Annotated in this window: 26 protein-coding genes; 9 read left to right on the top strand and 17 right to left on the bottom strand. The window is 68.5% G+C overall.

All coding sequences use genetic code 11. The annotated features are described in order from the left end of the window. Positions 1 to 33: 33 nt before the first annotated feature. The 5 genes from FND50_RS12340 (at position 34) to FND50_RS12320 (ending at position 5,443) form a co-directional block, all read left to right on the top strand. Positions 34 to 1,305, top strand: a complete 1,272-nt coding sequence (locus FND50_RS12340) for a magnesium transporter MgtE N-terminal domain-containing protein (protein WP_005264648.1) — start codon at positions 34 to 36, stop codon at positions 1,303 to 1,305. Next, positions 1,302 to 1,823 (top strand): DUF1003 domain-containing protein, encoded by a 522-nt coding sequence (locus FND50_RS12335; RefSeq protein ID WP_005264640.1) that lies wholly within the window; start codon positions 1,302 to 1,304, stop codon positions 1,821 to 1,823. The genes FND50_RS12340 and FND50_RS12335 overlap by 4 nt, the downstream gene beginning before the upstream one ends. 116 nt (positions 1,824 to 1,939) lie before the next feature. Then, positions 1,940 to 3,109, top strand: coding sequence for a lytic transglycosylase domain-containing protein (locus tag FND50_RS12330; protein WP_144285955.1), 1,170 nt, complete (start codon positions 1,940 to 1,942; stop codon positions 3,107 to 3,109). A gap of 295 nt (positions 3,110 to 3,404) precedes the next feature. Continuing rightward, positions 3,405 to 4,283 carry a lytic transglycosylase domain-containing protein gene (locus tag FND50_RS12325; protein WP_144285954.1) on the top strand — a complete coding sequence of 293 codons (879 nt, stop codon included), beginning with the start codon at positions 3,405 to 3,407 and terminating at the stop codon, positions 4,281 to 4,283. A 23-nt stretch (positions 4,284 to 4,306) separates the two neighbouring features. After that, positions 4,307 to 5,443 carry an Mrp/NBP35 family ATP-binding protein gene (locus FND50_RS12320; protein ID WP_005239264.1) on the top strand — a complete coding sequence of 379 codons (1,137 nt, stop codon included), beginning with the start codon at positions 4,307 to 4,309 and terminating at the stop codon, positions 5,441 to 5,443. A 66-nt stretch (positions 5,444 to 5,509) separates the two neighbouring features. On the opposite strand, the gene tatB is transcribed toward FND50_RS12320, so the two are convergent. From tatB to sigE, 4 genes are all read right to left on the bottom strand, one after another. Continuing rightward, entirely contained in the window at positions 5,510 to 5,935 is a 426-nt protein-coding gene (gene tatB, locus FND50_RS12315) for a Sec-independent protein translocase protein TatB (protein WP_005264637.1), read from the bottom strand. 69 nt (positions 5,936 to 6,004) lie between these two features. Beyond that, a complete protein-coding gene (locus FND50_RS12310) occupies positions 6,005 to 7,528 on the bottom strand; it encodes a trypsin-like peptidase domain-containing protein (protein ID WP_144285953.1) in 1,524 nt (507 codons plus the stop codon). Between the two features lie 94 nt (positions 7,529 to 7,622). Next, a complete protein-coding gene (locus tag FND50_RS12305) occupies positions 7,623 to 7,985 on the bottom strand; it encodes a DNA-directed RNA polymerase sigma-70 factor (protein WP_005264635.1) in 363 nt (120 codons plus the stop codon). A 16-nt stretch (positions 7,986 to 8,001) separates the two neighbouring features. After that, positions 8,002 to 8,634, bottom strand: coding sequence for an RNA polymerase sigma factor SigE (sigE, locus tag FND50_RS12300; RefSeq protein WP_005239257.1), 633 nt, complete (start codon positions 8,632 to 8,634; stop codon positions 8,002 to 8,004). A 283-nt stretch (positions 8,635 to 8,917) separates the two neighbouring features. On the opposite strand from sigE, the gene FND50_RS12295 reads away from it, so the two are divergent. Beyond that, the gene (locus FND50_RS12295) at positions 8,918 to 9,556 is read left to right on the top strand and encodes an O-methyltransferase (RefSeq protein WP_144285952.1); all 639 of its coding nucleotides are present in this window, start codon (positions 8,918 to 8,920) and stop codon (positions 9,554 to 9,556) included. 25 nt (positions 9,557 to 9,581) lie between these two features. On the opposite strand, the gene glgC is transcribed toward FND50_RS12295, so the two are convergent. Next, positions 9,582 to 10,796 carry a glucose-1-phosphate adenylyltransferase gene (gene glgC, locus FND50_RS12290; protein ID WP_005239253.1) on the bottom strand — a complete coding sequence of 405 codons (1,215 nt, stop codon included), beginning with the start codon at positions 10,794 to 10,796 and terminating at the stop codon, positions 9,582 to 9,584. Positions 10,797 to 10,917: 121 nt separating this feature from the next. Here glgC and glgA point away from each other — a divergent pair, with 121 nt between their 5' ends. After that, entirely contained in the window at positions 10,918 to 12,087 is a 1,170-nt protein-coding gene (glgA, locus tag FND50_RS12285) for a glycogen synthase (protein ID WP_005264634.1), read from the top strand. 9 nt (positions 12,088 to 12,096) lie between these two features. On the opposite strand, the gene FND50_RS12280 is transcribed toward glgA, so the two are convergent. The 11 genes from FND50_RS12280 to FND50_RS12230 form a co-directional block, all read right to left on the bottom strand. Then, positions 12,097 to 12,939, bottom strand: coding sequence for a putative RNA methyltransferase (locus tag FND50_RS12280; RefSeq protein ID WP_144285951.1), 843 nt, complete (start codon positions 12,937 to 12,939; stop codon positions 12,097 to 12,099). A 90-nt stretch (positions 12,940 to 13,029) separates the two neighbouring features. Further along, positions 13,030 to 13,197, bottom strand: a complete 168-nt coding sequence (locus tag FND50_RS12275) for a DUF3117 domain-containing protein (RefSeq protein WP_003936084.1) — start codon at positions 13,195 to 13,197, stop codon at positions 13,030 to 13,032. Positions 13,198 to 13,347: 150 nt separating this feature from the next. Then, entirely contained in the window at positions 13,348 to 13,923 is a 576-nt protein-coding gene (locus tag FND50_RS12270) for a DNA-3-methyladenine glycosylase I (RefSeq protein WP_144285950.1), read from the bottom strand. After that, positions 13,920 to 14,231 (bottom strand): DivIVA domain-containing protein, encoded by a 312-nt coding sequence (locus FND50_RS12265; protein ID WP_005239244.1) that lies wholly within the window; start codon positions 14,229 to 14,231, stop codon positions 13,920 to 13,922. Before FND50_RS12265 ends, FND50_RS12270 begins: the two co-directional genes overlap by 4 nt. A 52-nt stretch (positions 14,232 to 14,283) precedes the next feature. Then, positions 14,284 to 15,243 (bottom strand): glucosyl-3-phosphoglycerate synthase, encoded by a 960-nt coding sequence (locus FND50_RS12260; RefSeq protein ID WP_011598038.1) that lies wholly within the window; start codon positions 15,241 to 15,243, stop codon positions 14,284 to 14,286. Beyond that, complete coding sequence (folP, locus tag FND50_RS12255; protein WP_005264628.1) at positions 15,240 to 16,139, bottom strand: dihydropteroate synthase; 900 nt, start codon at positions 16,137 to 16,139, stop codon at positions 15,240 to 15,242. The genes FND50_RS12260 and folP overlap by 4 nt, the downstream gene beginning before the upstream one ends. Before the next feature lie 94 nt (positions 16,140 to 16,233). Then, a complete protein-coding gene (locus FND50_RS12250) occupies positions 16,234 to 18,021 on the bottom strand; it encodes a long-chain-acyl-CoA synthetase (RefSeq protein ID WP_144285949.1) in 1,788 nt (595 codons plus the stop codon). Positions 18,022 to 18,105: 84 nt separating this feature from the next. Then, positions 18,106 to 18,663: a TIGR00730 family Rossman fold protein gene (locus FND50_RS12245; protein ID WP_043788732.1), complete on the bottom strand. Its 558-nt coding sequence runs from the start codon at positions 18,661 to 18,663 to the stop codon at positions 18,106 to 18,108. Continuing rightward, positions 18,663 to 19,460 (bottom strand): TIGR00730 family Rossman fold protein, encoded by a 798-nt coding sequence (locus tag FND50_RS12240; RefSeq protein WP_005564607.1) that lies wholly within the window; start codon positions 19,458 to 19,460, stop codon positions 18,663 to 18,665. Before FND50_RS12240 ends, FND50_RS12245 begins: the two co-directional genes overlap by 1 nt. Before the next feature lie 42 nt (positions 19,461 to 19,502). Beyond that, on the bottom strand, positions 19,503 to 20,576 hold the full coding sequence (gene dapE, locus FND50_RS12235; RefSeq protein ID WP_005239228.1) for a succinyl-diaminopimelate desuccinylase: 1,074 nt from the start codon (positions 20,574 to 20,576) through the stop codon (positions 19,503 to 19,505). A 41-nt stretch (positions 20,577 to 20,617) separates the two neighbouring features. Continuing rightward, positions 20,618 to 21,571 (bottom strand): SMP-30/gluconolactonase/LRE family protein, encoded by a 954-nt coding sequence (locus FND50_RS12230; RefSeq protein WP_144285948.1) that lies wholly within the window; start codon positions 21,569 to 21,571, stop codon positions 20,618 to 20,620. A 140-nt stretch (positions 21,572 to 21,711) separates the two neighbouring features. Between FND50_RS12230 and dapD the strand changes: the two genes are divergently transcribed. Both dapD and FND50_RS12220 read left to right on the top strand, forming a co-directional pair. After that, positions 21,712 to 22,665, top strand: coding sequence for a 2,3,4,5-tetrahydropyridine-2,6-dicarboxylate N-succinyltransferase (dapD, locus tag FND50_RS12225; protein ID WP_037206621.1), 954 nt, complete (start codon positions 21,712 to 21,714; stop codon positions 22,663 to 22,665). A 31-nt stretch (positions 22,666 to 22,696) separates the two neighbouring features. Continuing rightward, the gene (locus FND50_RS12220; protein ID WP_144285947.1) at positions 22,697 to 24,061 is read left to right on the top strand and encodes an amino acid permease; all 1,365 of its coding nucleotides are present in this window, start codon (positions 22,697 to 22,699) and stop codon (positions 24,059 to 24,061) included. A gap of 17 nt (positions 24,062 to 24,078) precedes the next feature. Here the strand turns inward: FND50_RS12220 and FND50_RS12215 are convergent, their stop codons facing one another. After that, complete coding sequence (locus tag FND50_RS12215) at positions 24,079 to 24,492, bottom strand: DUF1622 domain-containing protein (RefSeq protein WP_144285946.1); 414 nt, start codon at positions 24,490 to 24,492, stop codon at positions 24,079 to 24,081. Between the last annotated feature and the right edge of the window lie 48 nt (positions 24,493 to 24,540).

Raw genomic sequence — 24,540 nt, 5'->3', positions numbered from 1 at the left:
TGTATTTCTGTACAAGGATCTAGCCTGGCAATCATGGCAGCTGCGAACAAGGTTTTTGCAGCCAGGCTGGCCGGCCTGGTGGTGCTCGGCCCCGATGGGGAGTCGATCGGCCGCGTCCGGGACGTGGTGATCACCGCGCGCGTCGGCCGGCAGCAGCCGCGCGTCCTCGGACTGGTCATCGAATTGTTCACGCGCAAACGCATCTTCGTCCCGATGCTCCGCGTCACCGCCATCGAACCGAGCTCGGTGACACTCACCACCGGCAACGTCAGTCTTCGCCGATTCCAGCAGCGGCCCGGCGAGGTGCTCGCCCTCGCCCAGGTGGCGGATTCCCACGTGCGCGTGGACGACCCGGAACTCGAGGAGCTGCGGGACGCCGACATCATCGTCGTCGATCTGGGCATCGAGCAGACCCGCACCCGGGACTGGGTGGTGTCGAAGGTCGCGGTGCGCGGGCACCGTGGCCGACTCGGTCGCCGCGCCGCCATGCACGTCGTCGAATGGCAGCACGTCCAGGGCCTCACGCAGACCGACCTGGCGATGCCCGGCCAGGGCGTCTCGGCGCTGCTCACGCAGTTCGAGGGCATGCGCGCGGCCGACGTCGCGAACGCGATGCGGCTCCTCCCGGAGAAACGCCGCCACGAACTCGCTCTCGCACTCGACGACGAACGCCTCGCCGACGTCGTCCAGGAACTGCCCTCCGACGACCAGACGGACCTGCTCATGCACCTCGAGGTCGAGCGCGCCGCGGATGTCCTCGAGGCCATGGACCCCGATGACGCCGCCGACCTCCTCGGTGAGCTTCCCGAGACCGAGGCCGAATCGCTGCTGCAGCTGATGGACCCGCAGGACTCCGAGCCGGTCCGCCGGCTGCTCGAGCACTCCCCCGACACCGCGGGTGGTCTGATGACTCCGGAGCCGGTGGTCCTCACCGCGTCGACGACGGTCGCCGAGGCCCTGGCCCGCGCCCGGATCTCGGACGTCACCCCCGCCCTCGCGAGCATGGTGTTCGTCGTCCGCCCACCGACCGCGACCCCGACCGGCCGCTACCTCGGCTGCGTGCACCTGCAGAAACTGCTGCGCGAGCCGCCCGCGAGCCTGGTCGGCGGACTGCTCGACACCGATATGCCACGGCTGGCACCCGAGGATTCCCTGACGTCGGTGACCCGCTACTTCGCCACCTACAACCTGGTGTGCGGGCCGGTGGTCGACGACGAGGACCACCTGATCGGTGCGGTCACCGTCGACGATGTCCTGGACCACCTCCTCCCCGAGGACTGGCGCGAAGAGGAGATCGACGGATGAGCGAGAAATCAGCCAGCGCAGCCGCCCGGAGCCTGTCCGACCGACAGCGCCTCGACACCCCGCGGGGTACCCGCCGCTTCCGGGTCACGTACGACGTGGAGGCCGTCGGCCGGGCCAGCGAGAACTTCGCCCGGTTCCTCGGCACGGGCCGCTACCTGATGATTCAGACGGTGGTCGTGATCGTCTGGATCATCATCAACGTCTTCGCCGTCCGATTGCAGTGGGACCCGTACCCGTTCATCCTGCTCAATCTGGCGTTCTCCACTCAGGCCGCCTACGCGGCGCCGCTGATCCTCTTGGCGCAGAACCGCCAGGAGAACCGCGACCGCGTCTCCCTCGAGGAGGACCGCTCGCGCGCCGAGCAGACGAAGGCGGACACCGAGTTCCTCGCACGGGAACTGGCGGCTCTGCGCATCGCGATCGGTGAGGTCGCCACCCGCGACTACCTGCGGCGCGAACTCGACGAGATCAAGTCGCTGCTGGGCGACGAGGAAGACACGCGTACCCGGCGCAAATGAGGCTCGGCGAATCCCCGCAAACTCCGGCAGGGTCGGTCACGTATATGTAACGTCGGTCACATCTTCTCGGATGTATGCGGTGTGCGAAAAGGAAGAGCACCGCAGGGGGTGATCGAGTGCGGATACGTGGACTGCTGACGGTGACTGCCCTGACAGTGGGCGCAGTTGCCACCCTCGGGTCCTCGACCGGCGGTTCTGCTGTCAGCGGCGCATCCGTCGGCACCAGTGCCGTCTCTTCCACTGGCGGGGTGACGACGCTCGGAGCAGCTTCGGTCACGGCGGGAACCACGCCCCAGGCCGCGTACTTCCCGCCGTCGGGAATCGTGGCGCCGACACCCCGGATCGCGCGGTCCCAGAGGGCAGCTCCCCCGCCGCCCGCGCCCGCGCCGCTGCCCGCGGTGACAAATCCCACATCTCCGACGTCGCCGTCCGGCACCGGGCTCATCGCCGCACCGGTGATCCTGAGCGCACTGGGCATCCCGGAGATCGTGCTCAACGCGTACCGGTCCGCGGAACTCGAGATGATGGCGGAGGCCCCGAAGTGCGGTCTGCCGTGGCATCTGCTGGCCGGTATCGGCCGCATCGAATCAGGGCATGCCGGCGGCGGCCGGACCGACTCGGTCGGCACCACGCTCACCCCGATCCTGGGCCCCGTTCTCGACGGCCGACTGGCCGGCAACGAGGTCATCCGAGACACCGACCGCGGCGCCACGGACGGCGACCCCGGGCACGATCGCGCCGTCGGACCGATGCAGTTCATTCCGTCCACGTGGGCCAAGTACGCGTCCGACGGCAACGCGGACGGTGTGGCCGATCCCAACAACGTGTTCGACGCGACACTGGCGGCCGCCCGCTACCTCTGCTCGGGTGGTCTCGACCTCCGCGATCCGCTCCAGGAAACTCGCGCGGTCCTGCGGTACAACAACTCTGCCGCGTACGCCGCCAACGTCATCACCTGGTCGAACGCCTACAGGAACGGTGGAACTCCGACGCCGAGCCAGCTGTCGGAATCGGCCTCGCCGTCGCCCGGGCGTCTCGCCGACGCCGCCGCGGCCGAATCGGACCTTCCACGCGATCTCGCGACCACCCCGCAGCCGTCCACGGACGGCGCGGCCACTCCCGCGGCGCCCGCTCCGGCCCCGCCGATTCCTGGACTCCCGCCGCTGCCGCAACTGCCCTGCCTGATCTTCTGCCCGCCCGCCGACCCCGGCGCCCCGGCATCCGTCACGCCCGGCCCGGTCGAGCCCGCCCCGGGCGCCCCTCCGGCCGACGCCGTTCCCCGATAGTCACCCCCGCCTCCGCCGCGCGCTCTGCTTGCAGGGCGCGCGGCGGAGTGTTCGGGTGTCCGGGTTCCTGACGGCACGACCGCCCGCTCCGTCCGACAACATTTGAGGCCCCTCGACGTCCTGGCGTGACCTTGCCGTGTTCGTTACGCTTGCTCACGTGCATTCGGAGTACCGGAACCGTGCGATACAAGCCCGTTTGATCACGGTTGGATAACGGAAGCGTATCGAATCAGGTAGCCTCGATCCGGTCAGTTGAACGGAACACCCCGAGACGGGGGTTGCAGGAGGCAATCGAGTGGGTCGGCACAACAAGAAGACGGACTCCCATATCCGCCGCAATTCGGTCATCGCGCTTACCGGACTCGTCCCCATCGGACTGATCACCGCAGCCAACACGGCCGGCGCCGCACCCAAGGTCCCTTTCCTTTCCACGAGCTCCTCGTCGGAGGTCGCCGACGTCGCCCAGGAGGCGACCGACACCGCACCCGAGGCCGCGGAAGCCGTCACCCCCGTGGCCGAGACGGCCACCGAGGCCGCACCGGCAGCCGAAGCAGAGCCCGCTGCGCCGGCGCTCGCACCCGTCCAGGCCACCCCTCCCCTTCCGGCGAGCATCGCCCAGGGCGCGCTCGGCATCCCGGCCATCAGCGTCTCGGCGTACCAGAACGCCGAACGCATCCTCGCGGTCGAACAGCCGGGTTGCGGCATGTACTGGACGCTCATCGCCGGAATCGGCCGCGTCGAGTCCACCCACGCCTACGACGGCAAGGCGGACGACAAGGGCAACATGCTCAAGCCCGTCCTCGGCCCCGTCCTCGACGGCACCCTCGGCGGCAACGCCGTGATCCGCGACACCGACGGGGGCAAGTTGGACGGCGACGCCAACTACGACCGCGCCGTCGGACCCACCCAGTTCCTCCCCGAGACGTGGAATCGTTATGCGGGCGACGGCAACGGCGACGGCGTCGCCGATCCGCAGAACCTCTTCGACTCCGCGCTGACCACCGGAAAGTACCTGTGCGACGGCGGATTGAACGTCAAGGATCCGATTCAGGCCGCCAAGGCCGTGCACCGATACAACAACTCCGCCGCCTATGTGGCCAACGTGCTCGCATGGTCCGCCGGCTACTCCAGCGGAATCATCCCGGCGGCCGCGGACCTGCCGCGCATCCACTGAGCGCACATCCTTACCATTGAGTCATGCCAGTCCTGAGCGAGTCCGCTGTACGTAGCGCCCTGGCGCGCGTCCAGGATCCCGAGATCCGGAAACCGATCACCGAACTCGGGATGGTCAAGAGCGTCGACATCGCGGCCGACGACAGCGTCGACATCGCGATCTACCTGACCACCGCGGGCTGTCCGATGCGGACCGAGATCAGCGACCGGGTCACCAAGGCCGTGGCGGACGTCCCCGGTGTCGGTGCGATCCGCGTCGAACTCGACGTGATGAGCGACGAGCAGCGCACCGAACTCCGCAAGTCGCTGCGCGGAGACTCCGCCGAGCCCGTCATCCCGTTCGCCCAGCCCGGCTCGCTGACCCGCGTCTACGCGGTCGCGTCCGGCAAGGGCGGTGTCGGCAAGTCCAGCGTCACCGTCAACCTGGCCGCCGCACTCGCGGCCCGCGGACTGTCGGTGGGCGTGCTCGACGCCGACATCTACGGACACTCCGTTCCCCGCATGCTCGGCACCGACGCCAAGCCCACGCAGGTGGAACGCATGATCATGCCGCCCGTCGCGCACGACGTGAAGATGATCTCGATCGCCCAGTTCACCCAGGGCAACACCCCGGTCGTGTGGCGTGGGCCGATGCTGCACCGCGCGCTGCAGCAGTTCCTCGCCGACGTCTTCTGGGGCGACCTGGACGTTCTGCTGCTCGATCTGCCGCCCGGCACCGGCGACGTCGCCATCTCCGTCGCACAGCTGATCCCCGGTGCGGAAATCCTCGTCGTCACGACCCCGCAGCAGGCCGCCGCCGAGGTGGCCGAGCGCGCTGGCGCCATCGCACTGCAGACCCGTCAGCGGATCGTCGGAGTCGTCGAGAACATGTCCTGGATGGACATGCCCGACGGCAGCCGGATGGACATCTTCGGGTCCGGCGGCGGGCAGGCCGTCGCCGACCGACTGACGAAGGCCGTGGGCGCGAAGGTGCCGCTGCTGGGGCAGATCCCGCTCGAGCAGGCGGTCCGTGAAGGCGGCGACGGCGGTGTTCCCATCGTCCTCGGCCACCCGGATTCGCCGGCCGCGACGGCACTCCGCGACATCGCCGACAAGCTGGCCGTCCGCAAGCGTGGACTCGCCGGAATGTCGCTGGGGATCGACACCACCCGCCACCTCTAGGCGCTGCGCGCCCGTGCGCCGTTCTGGTTGCTGGAACAACCGGAAAGGCGCACGAGCCCGGAGGGCCTATGTTGCGTCGAGGTCGATCGGGGGGCGCTCGCCTGCCGCGAGCGGCTTGCTCTGCGGTGGAGTGGGCGCCGACGGATCGGCGCTGACAGCCTTCGTTCCCGGCTTGTCGAACGACACCGAACTCGGCTTGTCGAAGTTGCCGGTGAGAATCGAATCGTCACCGTCGAGCAGGTGTTTGGTGATGACCGCGCGCGGTGTCATGCCGCGCAGCTGATTGAGGTCCGACAGCGGCTTGCGCAGATCCTCGAACTCCGGACCGAGCTCGTCCTTGAGCTGCTGGCTGGCGCCGCTCGCATACTCACGGACCTGCCTCAGTGATTTCGTTACCCAGCTGACCGCACCCGGAAGCCGCTCGGGTCCCAAGATGACCAGAGCCGCGACGAGGAGGACCATGAACTCGCCCCAACCAATGTTGCCGAACACGTGGTCAGCCTACTGTGCGGTGAGGGTGTGTGCCCAGGTGACGGAGCGATCTCACAGCAACCTCTCGAGTCAGTCGGAGGCCGGGGTCACGTCGACATCGACGAGTCGGCCCTCGCGGATCAGCTGAACCCGGACCGGTTCGCCGATCTTCTGCAGGTTGACGGCGACGACCAGTTCGTCGGCGCTCGTGACCGTGCGGTCGCCGACCTTGACGATCACATCGTTCTCGACGATCCCGGCCCGCGCGGCCGGGCTGTCCGAGCGGACATTGGCCACCTGGGCGCCGCTGGTGTTGTCGTTGACGACGGTGCGGGCGTTGACGCCGATGTCCGGGTGGTGCATCCGACCGTCCCGGATGAGGGTCTGAGCGACCGTCGTGACGTCGTCGATGGGAATCGCGAAACCGAGACCCACCGAGCCGCCGGACTCACTGAGCATGGCGGTGTTGATGCCGATCACCCGGCCGGTGTCGTCGACGAGCGCGCCGCCCGAGTTGCCGTGGTTGATGGCGGCGTCGGTCTGGACGGCGTCGATGACGGCGTTCGTGTCGGAGCCCTCGCCGGACAGTCGCATCGGACGGTGCAGGGCGCTGACGATTCCGCGGGTGACGGTCTTGCTGAGCCCGAGGGGCGATCCGACGGCGACGACGTCCTCACCGACCTGCACGTCGCCGGACTTGCCGAGTTCCGCGACCGTCAGATTGTCGGCGGAAACCTTGAGTACGGCCAGGTCGGTCTTGATGTCGCGACCGACGATCTGGGCCTCGGCCTTGGTCCCGTCCGAGAAGATCACCTGGATCTTGCCGCCGTCGGGGGCGGTGGCCGCGGCGGAGATGACGTGATTGTTGGTGACGATGTAGCCGGCGCCGTCGATGACGACGCCGGAACCGGTGCTGCCCTGGTCGCCGACCGCCACCTGGATGGAGACGACGGCAGGCAGCACGGCGTCCGCGACTTGCGCGACGGGCGACTGGCCGAGGTCTTCCTCGCCGCCACCCTGGACGAGGGTGACGCTCTGGCTGGTGAGCGAGCTGCGATCGGCGGTGATCACGGCGGCGAGGAGGCCACCGACCAGACCGATCGCGAGCGCGATTCCGCCGAGCGCGACGAGGGCCTTCGGCGCCACCTTGCCGCCGAACAGGACCTCGCGGGCGCTGAGCGCGGGAGCGGGCGGGCGCGAATGTTCTTCGGCGTGCAGCGCCGGGGAGCCGAGCTCGACGCCCGCATCGGGATCTCGCCAGGGGTCGGCGGGCGGTGCCTCGCCCGCCGGGGTCGCGGGCTTCCGGTGGGGATCACGCTGAATGGTGTCGACCTCGCCGTCCGGCCGGCCGAACGCCTCCGCCAGCACGGGGTCGGGGGCACCGACCTTCACCGAGGGTTCGCTCTCACGCCGGGCATCCGACGGGGCGAAGGAACCGGTGACGCCACCCGGTCGGCCGAACGCGCGGCTGGACGCTGCGTCGATCTGCGGGCGGTAGACGGGCCTCGGATCGAGACGTGGGGCGTCCGCCGGGCGGAGCGTGCCCGCCTCGTCCGCCACGGGACCGTCGGGTGCCGTCGTATCGGAACCCGGAGTCTTGTAATCCGCCGTCACGCTGTCGTGTCCCCCTCGTGTGCGTCAGTCACGCGCCCCAGTATCACCGATGCCTCGCTGAGCGCGGACACCGCCGTCGTCGGTCCGGATGCGCTCAACGGCGCCGGCGCCGGGACCAGATCCGGCTCGTGATCGAGTACGCGCTCGTGACCGGCGAATCCGGGGAGTGGGAGTCGAACGGGGACTTGTCGGCGGGATCGCCCTGGTTGCAACTGGGGATCTGGCTCAGCAGACCCAGGAGACCGGAGGGCATGGCGACGTCGCCGCTGCGGCGCAGGGCACGCCGTGCCTGCTGCTGGGAGTCCACCTCGAACGCGCACTCGGGGCAGATCGACAGGTGGTGGGCGGCGCGCAGATAAGCGGACATGCGGAGTTCACCGTCGACGTAGGCGGCGATCGCCTCACTCGCCAGGTGTTCGGTGGAGCCAAACTGGCGAGGTACACGCCCCTGCGTCATTCGTCCCTCCTGGTAACTACCCGACGCCGATCTGATCGGAGTCAACCTTTCCGTTCACAGCCAGATGCTCACGCAGAGCCTGCCTGCCGCGGTGGATGCGGCTACGCACGGTTCCGAGCTTGACACCCAGTGTGGCACCGATCTCCTCGTAGGACAGTCCTTCGATGTCACACAGCACGACCGCGGCGCGAAACTCTGGGGCCAACGAATCGAGCGCTGCCTGCAGATCCGCGTCCAGGCGGGCGTCGTGGTAGATCTCCTCGGGGTTCGGCCCGTCGGCCGGGACACGATCGTAGTCCTCCGGGAGCGCTTCCATGCGGATGCGGTTACGACGGCGGACCATGTCGAGGAAGAGGTTGGTGGTGATGCGGTGCAGCCAGCCCTCGAACGTGCCGGGCTGGTAGTCGGACAGGGACCGGAACACGCGGATGAACGTGTCCTGAGTGAGGTCCTCGGCGTCCTGCGCGTCGCCCGACAGCCGGTAGGCCAGTCGGTAGACTCGGTCGCCGTGCTCGCGGACGAGTTCGTCCCAGGACGGCATGGCGGACTTCTCGCCTGTGGCATCGAACACAGCCGTGCCCGTCAGCTCGGCGTCCGACAGCTGCTCGTCGGTGTTTCTCTCGTCTGGAGCCATCGTGTGGTTGCTCATCGAGTTAAGTGGATCCTCCTACTCAGGACCGCAGATCACTGAACGTGGTATAGGCGTCAACTCCCGAGGGCCGGGATTTGTTCCCGGATTCTCGGACTTTCCTCCGTCGTCGTGATCTCCCCGCCGGGCGGTCTTCGGATCTGGCGTTGGACATACTCTTTCCCACCGCGATATGTGCGCGGTGTGAGCAAGCTGAGGTATTCCTGAGAATCGCAGCCGGGCAGGTCGCGGCATCGTTGTCGAGCGCGCCTCGCGGCGGCGATGACGAGACCCCGATAGCCTCATGTGCGTGCAGACAAACGCCGAACGGATACTCACCCACGCAGAAGGGGCTGTCCGTGAAGACGAGGCCCTCGGTGCGGCCAGGGAGCGGGCGGACGACCTCGGTGCCGGACCGGTTCCTCCCGCGGTCGGTGCTGCTCTAGCCCTGTTTGCCCGCATGCTGGACGCCAAGACGGTCGTCGAGGTCGGAACCGGCGCGGGTGTGAGCAGTTTGTGGCTGCTCCGGGGCATGCGCGAGGACGGCGTCCTCACCACCATCGACAGTGAACCCGAGCACCAGCGGGCCGCCAAGCTGTCGTTCCGGACCAACGACATCGCACCGGCCCGGACACGGCTGATCAACGGCCGGGCACTCGACGTCCTGCCGCGGCTCGCCGACGGGGCGTACGACCTGGTGTTCGTCGACAGCGCACCGGTCGATCACCCGCACTACGTCCGCGAAGGGGTTCGCCTGCTGCGTCCGGGCGGCGCCATCGTGCTGCACAACGCCCTGCACGGGGGGCGGGTCGTCGACCCGAGCCAGCGTGACGCGGCGACCGTCGCCGTCCGCGAGGCCGCGAAGGCGCTCGCCGAGGACGACCGGCTGATCCGCGTGTTCCTGCCGATCGGCGACGGACTGCTCTGCGCGTCCAAGCTCTGAGAGCCCCCGTTCCGGGGCCCTCCCGCTAGATCCAGACGCCCTTGCCGATGGCGACGACGCCGCCGTTGCTGACGGCGAAGCGTTGCTTGTCGCGCTCGAGGTCGACGCCGATGATTTCGCCGTCGCCGACGACCACGTTCTTGTCGAGGATGGCGCGGCGCACCACGGCGCCCTTGCCGATGCGCACACCGGGCATGAGGACGCTGCCCTCGACCGTCGCGCCGCTGTCGACCATCACGTTGGAGCTGAGCACGGAGTTGCGCACCGTGGCCGCCGACAGGATGCACCCGGCCCCGACCACGGACTCCTGCGCGAGGCCACCCTGCACGAACTTGGCGGGCGCCAGGTTCTCCGTCTCACCGCGGATCGGCCACCGGCGGTTGTAGAGGTTGAAGATCGGGTGGACCGACACGAGATCCATGTGGGCGTCGTAGAACGCGTCGAGCGTTCCCACGTCGCGCCAGTAGCCCCGGTCGCGGTCGGTGGCGCCGGGAACGATGTTGTCCTTGAAGTCGTACACGGACGCCTCGCCCGCCTCGACGAGCGCGGGGATGATGTCGCCGCCCATGTCGTGGTCGGAGTCGGAGTTCTCGGAGTCGGCCCGGATCGCGTCGACCAGCACCTTGGTGGTGAACACGTAGTTGCCCATCGACGCGAACGTCATGTTGGGGTCGTCCGGGGTTCCCGGCGGATGCGCCGGCTTCTCGAGGAACTGGACGATGCGGCCCGACTCGTCGCTGTCGATACAACCGAACGCGAACGCCTCGCTGCGCGGCACCCGGATCCCGGCCACCGTCACGCCGGCACCCGACTCGATGTGGTGCTGCACCATCTGCTCCGGATCCATCCGGTACACGTGGTCGGCACCGAACACGACGATGTACTCGGGATCCTCGTCGTAGACGAGGTTCAGCGACTGCAGGATCGCGTCCGCACTACCGGTGTACCAGCGCGGGCCCAGACGTTGCTGCGCGGGAACGGGAGTGATGTATTCACCCGCGAACCCGGACAGTCGCCACGTCTGAGAGATGTGGCGGTCCAACGAGTGCGACTTGTACTGCGTCAGAACACACAGGCGGAGGTATCCCGCATTGACCAAATTGCTGAGCACGAAATCGATCAACCGGTAGGCGCCTCCGAAAGGCACAGCGGGCTTCGCCCGATCCGCGGTGAGCGGATAGAGACGTTTGCCCTCGCCGCCGGCGAGCACGATTCCAAGCACATGTGGCTGGCTCCTCACCCTGTCAACCTATCGGGCGGCCACTCCCCCCGCCAGCGAAGCGCCGAGTCACCGTTTCTCCGATACCTGAATGTGTCCGAGAGCGGTGGCCCGAAGCGTCCCGGGCGGTTACGTTAGGCCGGTGCGGGTGGCGATGATGACCAAGGAATACCCACCGGAGATCTATGGCGGTGCGGGTGTACACGTCACCGAACTGGTTGCTCAGTTGAAGCAGCTGTGTGAGGTGGACGTGCACTGTATGGGCGCTCCGCGCGTCGGGGCGGTCGTGCACACCCCCGATCCCGCGTTGGCCGGGGCCAATCCAGCACTCGCGACGCTGTCCGCCGAATTGCGCATGGCCGACGCCGCGACCGGTGCCGACGTCGTGCACTCCCACACCTGGTACACCGGCCTGGCGGGCCATCTGGCGTCCGCGTTGTACGACGTCCCCCACATCCTCACCGCCCACTCCCTCGAGCCACGGAGGCCGTGGAAGGCGGAGCAGCTGGGCGGCGGCTACCGCATCTCCTCGTGGTCGGAGCGCAACGCCGTCGAGCACGCCGACGCGGTGATCGCCGTGAGCGCCGGGATGCGACTCGACGTCCTCGACGCGTACCCGTTCGTCGACCCGCACCGGGTCCACGTGGTGCGCAACGGGATCGACACGTCGGTCTGGCATGCGGGGCCCGCAGGTCCGAGAGACTCCGCCCTCGCGAAGATCGGCGTCGACCCGGACCAGCCGATGGTGGCGTTCGTCGGCCGCATCACCCGGCAGAAGGGTGTCGGTCATCTGATCGCCGCAGCCCACCACTTCGCGCCCGAGATCCAGTTGGTGCTGTGCGCGGGCGCACCCGACACCCCGGAGATCGCCGCCGAGACCGAGCAGGCCGTGGCCGCGCTCGCGGCGCACCGGGGCAACGTGTTCTGGGTGCGGGAAATGCTGCCCACCGACCAGGTGCGGGAGATCCTGTCGGCCGCAACCGTCTTCGTGTGCCCGTCCGTGTACGAGCCGCTGGGGATCGTGAACCTCGAGGCCATGGCCTGCGAGACCGCGGTCGTCGCCTCCGACGTCGGCGGTATCCCCGAGGTGGTGGAGGACGGGGTCACCGGCCGTCTGGTGCACTACAACTCGTACGAGCCCGAGGCGTTCGAACAGGCGCTGGCCGAGTCGGTCAACGCAATCGCCGCCGACGTCGGCACCGCCCAGGCGATGGGCAAGGCCGGGCGGGCGCGGGCGATCGCCGAGTTCTCCTGGGCGGCCATCGCACAGCAGACCCTCGACGTCTACCAGGACGCGCTGTCGAGGCGCTGACCGAGGAGTTCAGAGCCGGGCGTAGGTGGACACCGTCACCGACGCAGTCACCGGATAGACCTGCGGCAGCGCGGCGATCGAGGATGCGAGCCGGTCGGGGGTGAGGTGCCGCGCCGACGGCCCCATCCCGACGAGCCGGGCCACGTCGAGGTGCGACAACGACATCGGGTACTCCACGGCCGCGTGGTCGGTGCGCTCGAACCGCCCGGACATCGCGGCCCCGAGCCGCTCGACCTTCCGGTTGTCCACCCGGACCATGCCGAGTAGGTCCACGAGCTCCCCCAGGTGCCGCTCGGTGGGGGTGAGGACCACCAGGGAGCCGCGCTCGCCGAGCACCCGGTGTGCTTCGTCGGCGTTGCGCGGCGCGAACACGCACAGGACGTGGCTGAGCACGTGGTCCCGCACCGGAAGGTGTTGCCACACGTCGGCAACCACTGCGCCGGCGCGTGGGTGGGCCTTGGCGATGCGCCGCGCCGCGTACTTGGACACGTCGAGTCCGATTCCCCGGCCGGTCGGGACGGCGTCGAGGACGTGCGCCAGGTAGTGGCCTGTGCCCGCGCCGATCTCGAGGATCCGGGGATCGTCGACGGGCCCGGTGCCCGCCACCACCGCGTCGGCGACGGCGTCCATCAGCGGATCGAAGCTGCCGCCGCCGAGGAAGTCCGCACGTGCGGCGATCATTTCGGGGCTGTCGCCGTCGAACTTGCCACCGGCCCCGGTCATCAGACTCACGTATCCCTGACGCGCCACATCGAAGGCATGCCCCTGGTCGCACAGGATCGCGCCGTCGTCGAGTTCCACGCGGGACCGGCACTGCGGGCACGCCAGCAGGTCGGTCACATCGGCCAGCACGAACGTTCGCCTTCCGGTTCCGGACACGGAACAGGCCCCGCACCGAGAACGGCGACGGGGCCTGCCCTGTGAGGTTCTCTCCGCACTCGACTAACTGGTGACGCCCTTGAGCTCTTCACCGAGTGCGGCAGCTTCCTCCGGGGTGAGCTCGACAACCAGACGTCCACCACCCTCGAGCGGAACCCGCATGACGATTCCTCGTCCCTCTTTGGTTGCTTCGAGGGGACCGTCCCCGGTCCGGGGCTTCATGGCCGCCATCCTCTGCTCCCTCCAGATCTGCGCTGCCTGCTTGCGCCTCGACAAATTTTGGCACCCCGCCAACACTCGGCGAGGCTTGTGACATCCATTCTTCCCTATGGACACGAGTACCGGGAACCTGAGTCACGAATAGGCAGGTCCACCGGCACTTCAGGCAGTGATCGGGACCCAGCAGGCGGCCACGTGGTCGTCCACCATCCCGGTGGCCTGCATGAGTGCATAAGCCGTGGTAGGGCCCACAAATTTGAACCCTCGGCGCTTCAATTCCTTCGCCATCGCGGTGGACTCCGGTGTGACGGCCGGGACGTCGTTCACCGTGGCGAGGCGGCTCGGGCGCGGCGGCGGGGCGAACGACCACAGCAGGGTGTCGAGGTCGGTGTCCGACAACTCCAGGAGGGCCCGCGCATTGCTCACCGACGCCTCGATCTTGGCCCGGTTCCGCACGATCGACGCGTCCGCGAGCAGGCGCGCCACGTCCCGTTCCGTGTACCGGGCCACCGCCTCCGGATCGAACCCGGCGAACGCGGCCCGGAAGGCCTCGCGCTTGCGGAGAATCGTGATCCACGACAGTCCCGACTGGAACGCTTCGAGGCACAGCCTTTCGTACAACTCGTCGCGGCCGTGCAGCGGACGACCCCACTCGAGGTCGTGGTAGTCCCGGTACAGCCGGGACCCGTCCGTGTCGACCGCCCACGTGCAGCGCACCCGGTCGTCGGGGGCTGTCACGAGGCATCCCCCGGCCGTTCGGACGCGGCTTCGACCGCCGCCAACTGCTCGCGCAGCGAATCGATTTCACGGCCCAGCCGGGACAGCGCCCAGTCGACCTCGCTGGCCTTGTACCCCCGCAGCGTCTGCTGGAATCGCAACGCCTCCACGTCGGCGCCCGTCACGCCCTCGGCAGGCAGGGCCGTGAGTGTGGTGCCGGGCGGCAGGGGCGCGAGTTCCTCGGAACGGCCGAACACCGCGCTGGCGGCGAGGAACAGCATCGCGCCGACGAACGCCATGACGAGCAGATAGAGCAGGGCTGTCACCATGCCCCGATCCTGTCACGGACGTCCGACAGCAACCTCCCTCAGGTGCGCGCGGTCAGGGGCACACCGTGTTCATCGGTGGGCGATCGGCCAGCGCGACGTCCGTCGTCGTCGGAACGAAGGAGTCGCCGTCCACCAGGAACTGGGTCAGACCCGCACCGGAGTCGGGCACCCCGCAGCGCCGCATCATCGTGCCGATGATCTGCCTGCTCATCACCCCGAGTTCGGACAGCGGGCGGTTGCGGTGCTTGCGCACCCCCAGATTGACCTGGCCGATCGCTCCGAGCCCGAGACGGTCGTACGTGTCGAGCAGCAGGCCGATCTCGACCCCATAGCCGGGGGCGAACGGAACCGCCGACAGCAACTCCCGGGTGCCCGCATACTCGCCGCCCAGCGGCTGCAGCACGCACGTCAGCTCCGGCCGGAGCGAGGCCAGCATGGGACGCGCCACGAGCTCCGTGACCCGGCCACCTCCGTTGGCGTCCTCCGTGCCGCTGAGGCGGAGCGGACGGCGGTAGTAGCCCTTCACGAGATGGATGCCGTCGGCCGTCAGCAGCGGTCCCAGCAGCTTCGGGACGAAGGCCGGATCCGGGTTGATGAGATCCGAGTCGACGAAGGCGATGAGGTCACCGGTGCTCGCGGCGACGGAACGCCACAGCACCTCACCCTTGCCCGCCACCGGCGGGAACGCCGGCACCGCCTCCTCCCGGCTGATGACGGTGGCGCCCGCCGCGCGTGCGCGTTCCGCCGTCAGGTCCGTCGATCCGGAATCGAGCACGATCAACTCGTCCACCAGACCACCGAGCAACGGGTGGATCGTGTCCACCACCGCGGCGACGGTCTCCTCCTCGTTGAGCGCCGGCAAGACCACCGACACGGTGCGCCCGGCCTTGGCCCGTTCGAGTTCGGCGATGCTCCACGACGGCTGGTCCCAGCTGTTCGCCTCGGCCCAGCTGCGAGGGGTTCGCTCCTCCGCCACCATCGTGCGGGCCGCCCGGGCCCCCACGGCACTCATGCCAGCCCCCGCACGGTGCGGGACGGTGCGCGCCGGCCTTGAATCGCGGCCACCATGTCCACCACTCGACGCGTGGGGGCAACTTCGTGGACACGGAAGACACGGGCGCCTCCTGCGGCGGCCATCGCTGTCGCTGCCAATGTTCCCTCCAACCGCTCGACGAGATCTACCCCTAGAGTCTCCCCGACGAAGTCCTTGTTGCTCAGCGCCATGAGCACTGGCCATCCGGTATTTACAAGATCTTCCATTCGCCGCAACAACTCGAGCCCGTGATAGGTGTTTTTCCCGAAATCGTGGGTCGGATCGATGAGGATTGAATCGGCGGGCACACCCAGCCGGGCCGCGTTCTCGGCGGCCGACACCACTTCCCGGAGGACGTCCGCGACGACGTCGGTGTAGCGGACACGGAACGGCCGGGTCCGCGGAACCGCTCCCCCAGTGTGTGAGCAGACGATGCCGGCGCCCGTCTCCGCGGCGACCTCGACGAGCGCAGGGTCGGCGCCGGCCCAGGTGTCGTTGATGAGATCGGCGCCCTCGGCGACGGCGAGCCGGGCCACGTCGCTGCGCCAGGTGTCGACGCTGATGAGCAATTCCGGGTATCGCTCGCGGATCGCGGCCACGAACGGCACCACCCGCCGGGTCTCCTCTGCGGAGTCGACGACGTCACCCGGTCCGGCCTTCACACCCCCGATGTCGACGAGGTCGGCACCCTCGTCCACAGCCCGTTCGACCGCCGACATGGCAGCGGAATCGGTGAATGTGGCACCGCGGTCGTAGAACGAATCGGGTGTCCGGTTCACGATGGCCATCACCAGCGCACGATCGACCGCCACGGGGCGCCCGCACAGCGTGGGCGACGGGTGGTCGGGCGCGGGCGGTACGTCGGTCTCGGCCATGTCACCAATATTGGCACGCAGCGAAATCGAAACCACCCGTGAGTACTTGTTAACGGCGGGCGGTTAACAAGTACTCACGGGCGGCGTACCCGCATCACCCCTTGGGCAGCGAACCCTTCGCCACTTCGTCGACGTACCCGTCGTACGAGGGCTTGTAGCCGTCGCTGCGCCCGGACAGCACGTGCAACGTGTCGGTGTCCTCGACGTCGTAACCCTCCTTGCGGAGTTCCACCTTGCGGCTCTTGAACGTCGACGTCTGCTCGAGGGAATCGACGACGCGGACGAACAGCGGCACCGCGTACGACGGCAGCCGCTGGAACAGCAACTCCGCGACGTCGGCGCCGTCGAACTTCTCGTTCTCGTGCAACGTCACCGCGGCCATCCCTGCGCGACCGTCGGTCCCGGGGATCTCGACGCCGTAGACGACGGCGTGCTCGACCGCCGGATGCGCGAGGAGTGCGCCCTCGACCTCGGTGGTCGCGACGTTCTCCCCCTTCCAGCGGAACGTGTCGCCGAGCCGGTCGACGAACGCCACGTGCGACCAGCCCTGGCGGCGCACCAGGTCGCCGGTGTCGAACCAGCAGTCGCCGTCGTCGAAGCCGTCGCGGACGAGTTTCTTGTCGGTGGCCTCCTCGTCGGTGTATCCGTCGAACGGCGCACGGTCCGTCACCTTCGACAGCAGCAGTCCGACGTCGCCGGTGCGTACCTTCCGCAGCTTGCCGTCGGAGTGCCGCCGGGGCGATCCGCTGTCCTCGTCGTACTCGACCACCGCGTGCGGCAGGGGGCAGATGCCTGCCGTCCGGTCGACGTTGAGGGCGTTGACGAACGCGATGTTGCACTCGCTGGCGCCGTAGAACTCGGCGACCCGGGAGATCCCGAACCGGGTCGTGAACTCGGACCAGATCTCCGGACGGAGACCGTTCCCGACCATCAGCCGGATGGAGTTGTCGCGGTCGCCGGGCTTCTCGGGCTGGTTCAGCAGGTACCGGCACAGCTCGCCGATGTAGGTGAACCCGGTGGCCCGGTTCAGTTCGACGTCGGCCCAGAACTTGGACGCCGAGAACTGCTTGCCCAGTGCGAGCGTCGCACCCGACCCGAGCACCGAGGACAGTGACACCGTCAGCGCGTTGTTGTGATAGAGCGGCAGGCAGCAGTACAGGACGTCGCTTCCGCGCAGCCGGACGCCCATGTTGCCGAGTCCGGACATGCTCTTGAGCCAGCGGAAGTGGCTCATCAGGCTGGCCTTCGGCAGTCCCGTGGTGCCGGAGGTGAAGATGTAGAAGGCCTTCTCCCGGGCCTGGATCTGCTCGCACACCTCAGGGTTGTCGTCCCCGGCCTTCTCGGCGAGACGGTCGAGGTCGTCGAAGTACAGCACCGAGGGCACGGCGGGTGGTTCGTCGAGCGAGTCCATGGCCTCGCTCGACGCCTCGGACACCACCAGGACCCGGCTGTCGAGCAGCGAAATGCTGTGGGCGAGTACGTCTCCGCGCTGGTTGTGATTCAGCATCCCGGCGGCGGCGCCGAGCTTGACCGCGGCGAGTGCGATGAGCAGCGTCTCGGGTGAGTTCTTACCGAGGATCCCGACGACGTCCCCGCGTGCCACGCCGAGGTCGGCGAGCACGTGGGCGTAGCGGTTCACGCGGATGTTGGCGTTCCGGTAGCTCAGCGATTCGCCCTCGAACCGCAGGAACGTGCGGCGCGGGTGCGCCGCGGCGGCGCGCTGGAAGACGAGGCCGATCGATTCCCTCGCGTCGGGGGTCCGGATCAGGCCGAGGACCCCTCTCGCCATGATCGGCAGCTCCGGAACCATGGCCGGCAGCCGCCTCGCGAGGTCGACCACCCCGATCGTCGAACGAGCTGTCGAACGAGCTTCAGAACGCATGACATCCCCTCAGGCCTGCAGTATGAGTCAGGTCACCTTACTGCACGGTAACAACGTGCGCCACGACGCGGACCGGGCGGCGCCTCAGGAGACGCAGGCGTCCAGCGCCTCCCCGACATCGGCCCGGACGAGCAGCCTGTCGAGGGCGCGCTGCGCCACGAAACCGCCGCCCCGCAGCCCGTCCAGCCAGTCGAGCAACCCGGTGTAGTGACCGTGCGGATCCAGCAGGACCACCGGCTTCTCGTGCATGCCGAGGTAGCCCGCGGTCCACGTTTCGAACAGCTCCTCGAGCGTGCCGATACCGCCGGGCAGCGTCACGAACGCGTCGGCCCGGTCCTCCATGATCTGCTTGCGCTGACGCATGGTGTCGGTGACCACCAGCTCGTCGGCGTCCACGTCGGCGACTTCCCTGTGCACCAGAGCTTTCGGGATGACACCGACGGTTGTCGCCCCTGCCGCGCGGGCGGCCTCGGCCACCGCGCCCATCATCGAGACGTTGCCACCTCCGGACACGAGTTGCCAACCGCGCTTTCCGATTTCGGCACCCACCCGGGACGCGAGCTCCAGGAAGTGGTCGTCCACGGGGCCGGACGCACAGTAGACGCACACCGAGAACGGCTGCGGTGGAACAGTTTCCGGCATCACCACTGGTCCTCCGTCCCGAGCAGGGCAGCTTCGTCGACACCCTGCTGCGACCGTATGACGATCTGCACTGCTTCCTCCACGTCGTCCGTGACGTGCAAGAGATTGACGTCACCTTCCGAGATCTTGCCGCTGCGTTGGAGAGTTCCCCGCAACCAGTCCACCAGACCGGACCAGTACTCGGTGCCGAACAGGACGATCGGGAATCTCGTGACCTTGCGCGTCTGCACCAGAGTCAGCGCCTCGAACAGTTCGTCGAGCGTCCCGAACCCGCCGGGCAGGCAGATGAACGCCTGCGAGTACTTCACGAACATCGTCTTGCGCGCGAAGAAATAGCGGAAGTTGATGCCGAGGTCGACCCACTCGTTGAGGCCCTCCTCGAACGGCAGCTCGATGCCGAGGCCGATGGAGTAACCACCCGATTCGCTGGCGCCGCGGTTGGCCGCCTCCATGACGCCGGGGCCGCCGCCGGTCATGACGGCGTAGCCGGCCTCGGCCAGGCGGGCACCCAGCGCCCGTCCCGCCTCGTATTCGGGGTGGCCGTCCGGTGTGCGAGCGGAACCGAAGACGGTGACCGCGCGCGGCGCCTCGGCCAGGGCACCGAACCCCTCGACGAACTCGCTCTGGATCCGCAGTACCCGCCAGGGGTCGGTGTGCACCCAGTCGGTCGAGCCCCGCTCGTCGAGCAACCGCTCGTCGGTGGTGGTGTCGTCCTTGCGGGCGCGCCTCAACTGCACCGGACCCCGGTGCTTCACGGACGAGGACTTCCGGCCGTGAGTGTTCTTCTCGGGTGCCATGCGCCCCAGGCTAGCGGGTGGCCCGTTCGGGGCACCGGGCAGTCACGGGGCGCTCAGGTAGGCGCGCAGCACGGTCGTCACGTCGGTGATCTGCTGGACGGGCACGTGCTCGTCCCGCTTGTGGGCGAAGTTCGGGTCACCGGGACCATAGTTGACGGCCGGGATGCCGAGGGCGGAGAACCGTGAGACGTCGGTCCACCCGTACTTGGCGCGGAACTCGCCACCCGCCGCCTCGATCAGGGCCGCGGCCGCCGGGTCGCTCAGCCCGGGCAGGGCTCCCGGCGACAGATCGGTGACCTCGAAACCCAGCTCGATCCCGTCGAAGACCTCCCGCACGTGGTCGATCGCCTGCTCGGCGCTGCGGTCGGGGGCGAAGCGGAAGTTCACGTCCATCTCCGCCGCGTCGGGAACCACGTTGCCTGCGACCCCACCGGCGATCCGCACGGCGGACAACCCCTCCCGGTACACGCAGCCGTCGATGTCCACCGACCGCGCGGTGTAGTCCGACAGCCGCTGCAGAACCGGGGCGAAGCGGTGGATCGCGTTGTCGCCCAGCCACGATCTCGCGGAGTGCGCGCGGGTGCCGCGGGTGGTCAGCGTCACCCGCAACGTGCCCTGACATCCCGCCTCGATGAGGCCTCCCGTCGGCTCGCCGAGAATCGCGACGTCCGCGCGCAGCCACTCGGGGATCTCGCGTTCGATCCGTCCGAGCCCGTTGTGGACGGCCGCGATTTCCTCGCAGTCGTAGAACACCAGGGTCAGATCGTGCGCGAGGTTCTCGATGGTTGCGGCGAGGTGCAGGAACACCGCGTCACCCGACTTCATGTCGACCGTTCCGCATCCGTGCAGCAGATCGCCCTCACGCCGCGAGGGCACGTTGTCGGCGATCGGCACCGTGTCGAGGTGACCGGCGAGCATCACCCGGCTCGGCAGTCCCCGATCGGTCCGGGCGAGTACGGCGTTGCCGTTGCGGATGATCTCGAAACCGGTGGTCTGTTCCCGCAGCGCCGACTCGACGGCGGCGGCGATCGCCGACTCGTCGTGCGAGACGCTCGGGATGTCCACCAGGGCGGCGGTGAGGTCGATGGGATCGGCGTGGAGGTCGAGTGGGCTCACCTGTCCACCCTAAGCCGACCCGTCCGCCCGCTCGGGCGTTGCTACCCGTCGAAGCCGCCCGGGACCTCGTAGATCGCACCGTCGAAACCGATGCGGAACAGCCGTCCCGCCGAGAAGCCGCCGGACCCCTGCCCGTAGACGACCATGCTCGACGTCGGCAGACCGGACGCCAGCACGCAGTACCGCCCCGGCGCGTCGAGGCGCCAGATCTCGCCGCGCACGTTGGCCGGGACCACCGGACGGCCTCTCGAGTCCAGGGCCAGACCGTCGGGTGCGGCGAACGTGTCGAGACCGGACAGGTCGAGGATGCTCTCGGGCGCTCCGGGGTTCGAGAGCGGGATCCGACTCACGCCCGGATTCACGAACGTCCGCGACACGTAGAGGTAACGATCGTCCGCGCCGAGCACCGCGCCGTTGGCGCTGGGCAGCGTCGCCCAGTGGGGCTCCACCCGCCCGTCGGGGAACACCCGTCCGATCTGGGTTCCGAAGTCGTTGGTGGCGTATGCGGTTCCGTCGGCGGCGACATCGAGTCCGTTCGCCGCGCTCAGGCCCGATACGAACGGGGTGAGCACGTTGCTCGCGGTGTTCAGCTTCGCGATCGCACCCGGACGCAGGATGTCGCCGAGGAACACGCGGGCGTCCGCGCCGTACCCCACCAGCAGTGAACCGTCCGACGCCCAGGCCAGCGCCCCGGCCCCGCCGTCCGGCACCGTCGCGACCGGGACCGCGGGGGCTCCCGGGGCGTCGAGGCGGAACACCCGCCCGCTCAGTAGGTCCGTCGTGTAAAGGCGGCCGCCGCCGTCCACGGCGACTCCCTCGAGCGCCGCTCCCGGCACCCGCCCGACGAGGACCGGTGCCTGGCCGGCGCCCGGGCACGCCGGAGCGGCGGACGCGGTCTGCGGCGCCACCACCGACACGGCCCCGGCGAGCAGCGCACCCGCGGCCACGGCCCGGACGCCTCCTCCGATGAATCGACCCCAGTGCGACATGCGCATTCCCACGACCCTTCCCGGTGTGCCCTACGTGCCCCGTGCATGGTCCCCCACATCGCCGGAACCCGCTCGGTTTCGATTCGATCACGCCCGGTAACTACCGCTGGGAATGCCCGAGTAATGAGGCAGTAACCTTTACTGCCGTGAGCACACAGGGAGCATCAGCAGTAGGCATCGCCAACGTGACCGTCGGCGGCACGGTCCTCGACACCTGGTTCCCGGCGCCCGAGCTGGGAAACTTCGACGACGCGGGCACCGTGCGGATCGAGGGTGGCGACATCCCCTCCGATCTGGCACTTCTCGCCGGACCCGACGAGGCGCGTGAGGTCGACCAGGTCGTGGTGCGCACCACCATCGCCGACCTGTCGGCGCCGCCGGTCGACGCCCACGACGCCTACCTGCGCCTTCACCTCCTCTCGCATCGCCTCGTGACCCCGCACGGCGTCAACCTCGACGGTCTGTTCGGATTGCTGTCCAACGTGGTGTGGACCAACTTCGGTCCCTGTGCGGTCGAGGGCTTCGAGAAGGTGCGGTCGCGTCTGCGCATCCGCGGCGTGGTCACCGTGTTCGGTGTCGACAAGTTCCCGCGCATGGTCGACTACGTCGTGCCGTCCGGCGTCCGCATCGCCGACGCCGACCGCGTCCGCCTCGGCGCCCACCTGGCAAGCGGCACCACCGTGATGCACGAGGGCTTCGTCAACTTCAACGCCGGCACGCTCGGCAACTCCATGGTCGAAGGCCGTATCTCCGCCGGCGTCGTCGTCGACGACGGATCCGACGTGGGCGGCGGCGCGTCGATCATGGGCACCCTGTCCGGTGGCGGCAAGGAGACCATCTCCGTCGGCAAGCGCTGCCTGCTCGGCGCCAACGCCGGTCTCGGCATCTCCCTCGGCGACGACTGCGTCCTCGAAGCCGGCCTGTACGTGACCGCGGGCACCAAGGTCACCGGGCCGGACGGCACCGTCGTGAAGGCCAAGGAACTCAACGGCCAGTCCAACCTGCTGTTCCGTCGCAACTCCGTGTCGGGAGCCGTCGAGGTCGTGCCGTGGAAGGGCACCGGCGTGGAATTGAACGCCGCTCTGCACGCAAACGACTGACCCGGTGAGCGGTACGCGAACACCCGGCACGATGACCGATTCGACCAGCACCCTGGGCCGGGGCCTGAAGGTCCGTCACCTCACGATGATGGGCCTCGGTTCCGCGATCGGTGCCGGACTGTTCCTCGGCACCGGTGTCGGCATCGCGACCGCCGGACCCGCCGTCCTCGTCTCCTACCTTCTCGCCGGCATCATCGTCGTCTTCGTGATGCGGATGCTCGGCGAGATGGGAGCGGCGATCCCCGCCAGCGGATCCTTCTCGCACTACGCGCGGATCGGCATCGGCGAGTGGGCCGGATTCGTGATGGGCTGGCTCTACTGGTTCATGCTGATCATGGTGCTCGGCGCCGAGATCACCGGCGCCTCCGGCATCGTGAGCGGCTGGTTGCCCGGCGTGCCGCAGTGGGTCGTCGCCCTCGTGTTCGTGATCTTCTTCGCGGCCGTCAACCTCGCGAAGGTCAGCAACTTCGGCGAGTTCGAGTTCTGGTTCGCCGCCATCAAGGTCACCGTCATCATCGCGTTCCTGGTGATCGGCGTGCTGCTGGTGTTCGGCCTGCTGCCGGACACCGAACCGGTGGGCACCACCAACCTCTTCGGCCACGGCGGTTTCATGCCCGAAGGCTTCGCCGGTGTCGCCGCGGGACTGCTGGTGGTGGCGTTCGCCTTCGGCGGCATCGAGATCGTGACCATCGCCGCCGCTGAATCCGAGGACCCCGAGCGGTCGATCGCCGTGGCGGTGCGCAGCGTCGTCTGGCGTATCAGCGTCTTCTACCTCGGTTCGATCTCGATCATGGTCCTCGTCCTTCCCTGGGATTCCTCGGACCTGAAGAGCGGACCGTTCGTGGCCGTCCTCAACCAGGCGCACATCCCGTACGTGGCCGGGTTCATGGAACTGGTGGTCGTGGTCGCGTTGTTGTCGGCGTTCAACGCCAACATCTACGGCACGTCGCGGATGGCGTACTCGCTGTCCCGGCGCGGCGACGGTCCCGCGTTCATGGCCCGGATCTCGAATTCCGGGGTGCCCCTCAATGCGGTGCTGCTGTCGGTGTTCTTCGGTTTCGTCAGCGTCCTCCTCAACTGGTGGCTGCCGGACGACCTGCTGGGACTTCTCCTGAACGCCGTCGGTTCGGCGCTCCTGGTCATCTGGATCTTCATCGTCGTCTCGCATCTGAGACTGCGCCCGCGGCTCGAACGCGAAGGCAAGCTGACCGTGCGGATGTGGCTGTTCCCGTGGCTCAGCTACGTCACGCTCGCAATGCTCGCCGGTTTCGTCGTCCTCATGCTCTTCGACACCGACGCCCGGACCCAGCTGATCTCGACGTGCGTCTTGTTCCTCGTCATCGCGGCGCTCGGTGTGCTCAACACCCGGCTGCGCAAGCGGTCGCAGACGGTGTGAGGGTTCGGGCCGGCGACTCACCGGCCCGAACTCGACTCCTGCCCCGCGGACGAGCGCGCCGCATGGGCGAGCACCTGCGGTCCGGTCACGAACGCCTTCCGCCACGGTGCGACACCGTCGATTTCGATCTCGATGGACAGGCTCAGCACGGTGCGGATCAGCACGATCACTCCCAGGACGGCGGCATCGGTCAGCGACGGCGTCGAGGTGACCGTCTTGACGATGTCTGCCGCGACGAGCAATTCCAGGCCGAGCAGGATCGCGCCCCCGAGCGACTCCCGCAGGGTCTTGAACGCCTGAGTGCCGTCTCCGGTCCGCTTCCACGCGCGCACCGCGAGGAAGAAGGCGAAGAGGAACCCGACAACCATCGCGAGGACACCGAGCACTTCGAACACTTCGGTTGCGAGTTCGAAGAACCTGACAGTGTCCATGGTGTGAGTGTTCCTGGTCGGGAGGGTGTTCGCAGTGGATTCCCGTCC

Source organism: Rhodococcus sp. WB9 (assembly GCF_007558985.1).
Classification (GTDB): Bacteria; Actinomycetota; Actinomycetes; order Mycobacteriales; family Mycobacteriaceae; genus Rhodococcus_F; species Rhodococcus_F opacus.
Note: the sequence above shows the minus strand (reverse complement) of the source record. Positions and strands in the feature narration are given on the sequence as shown.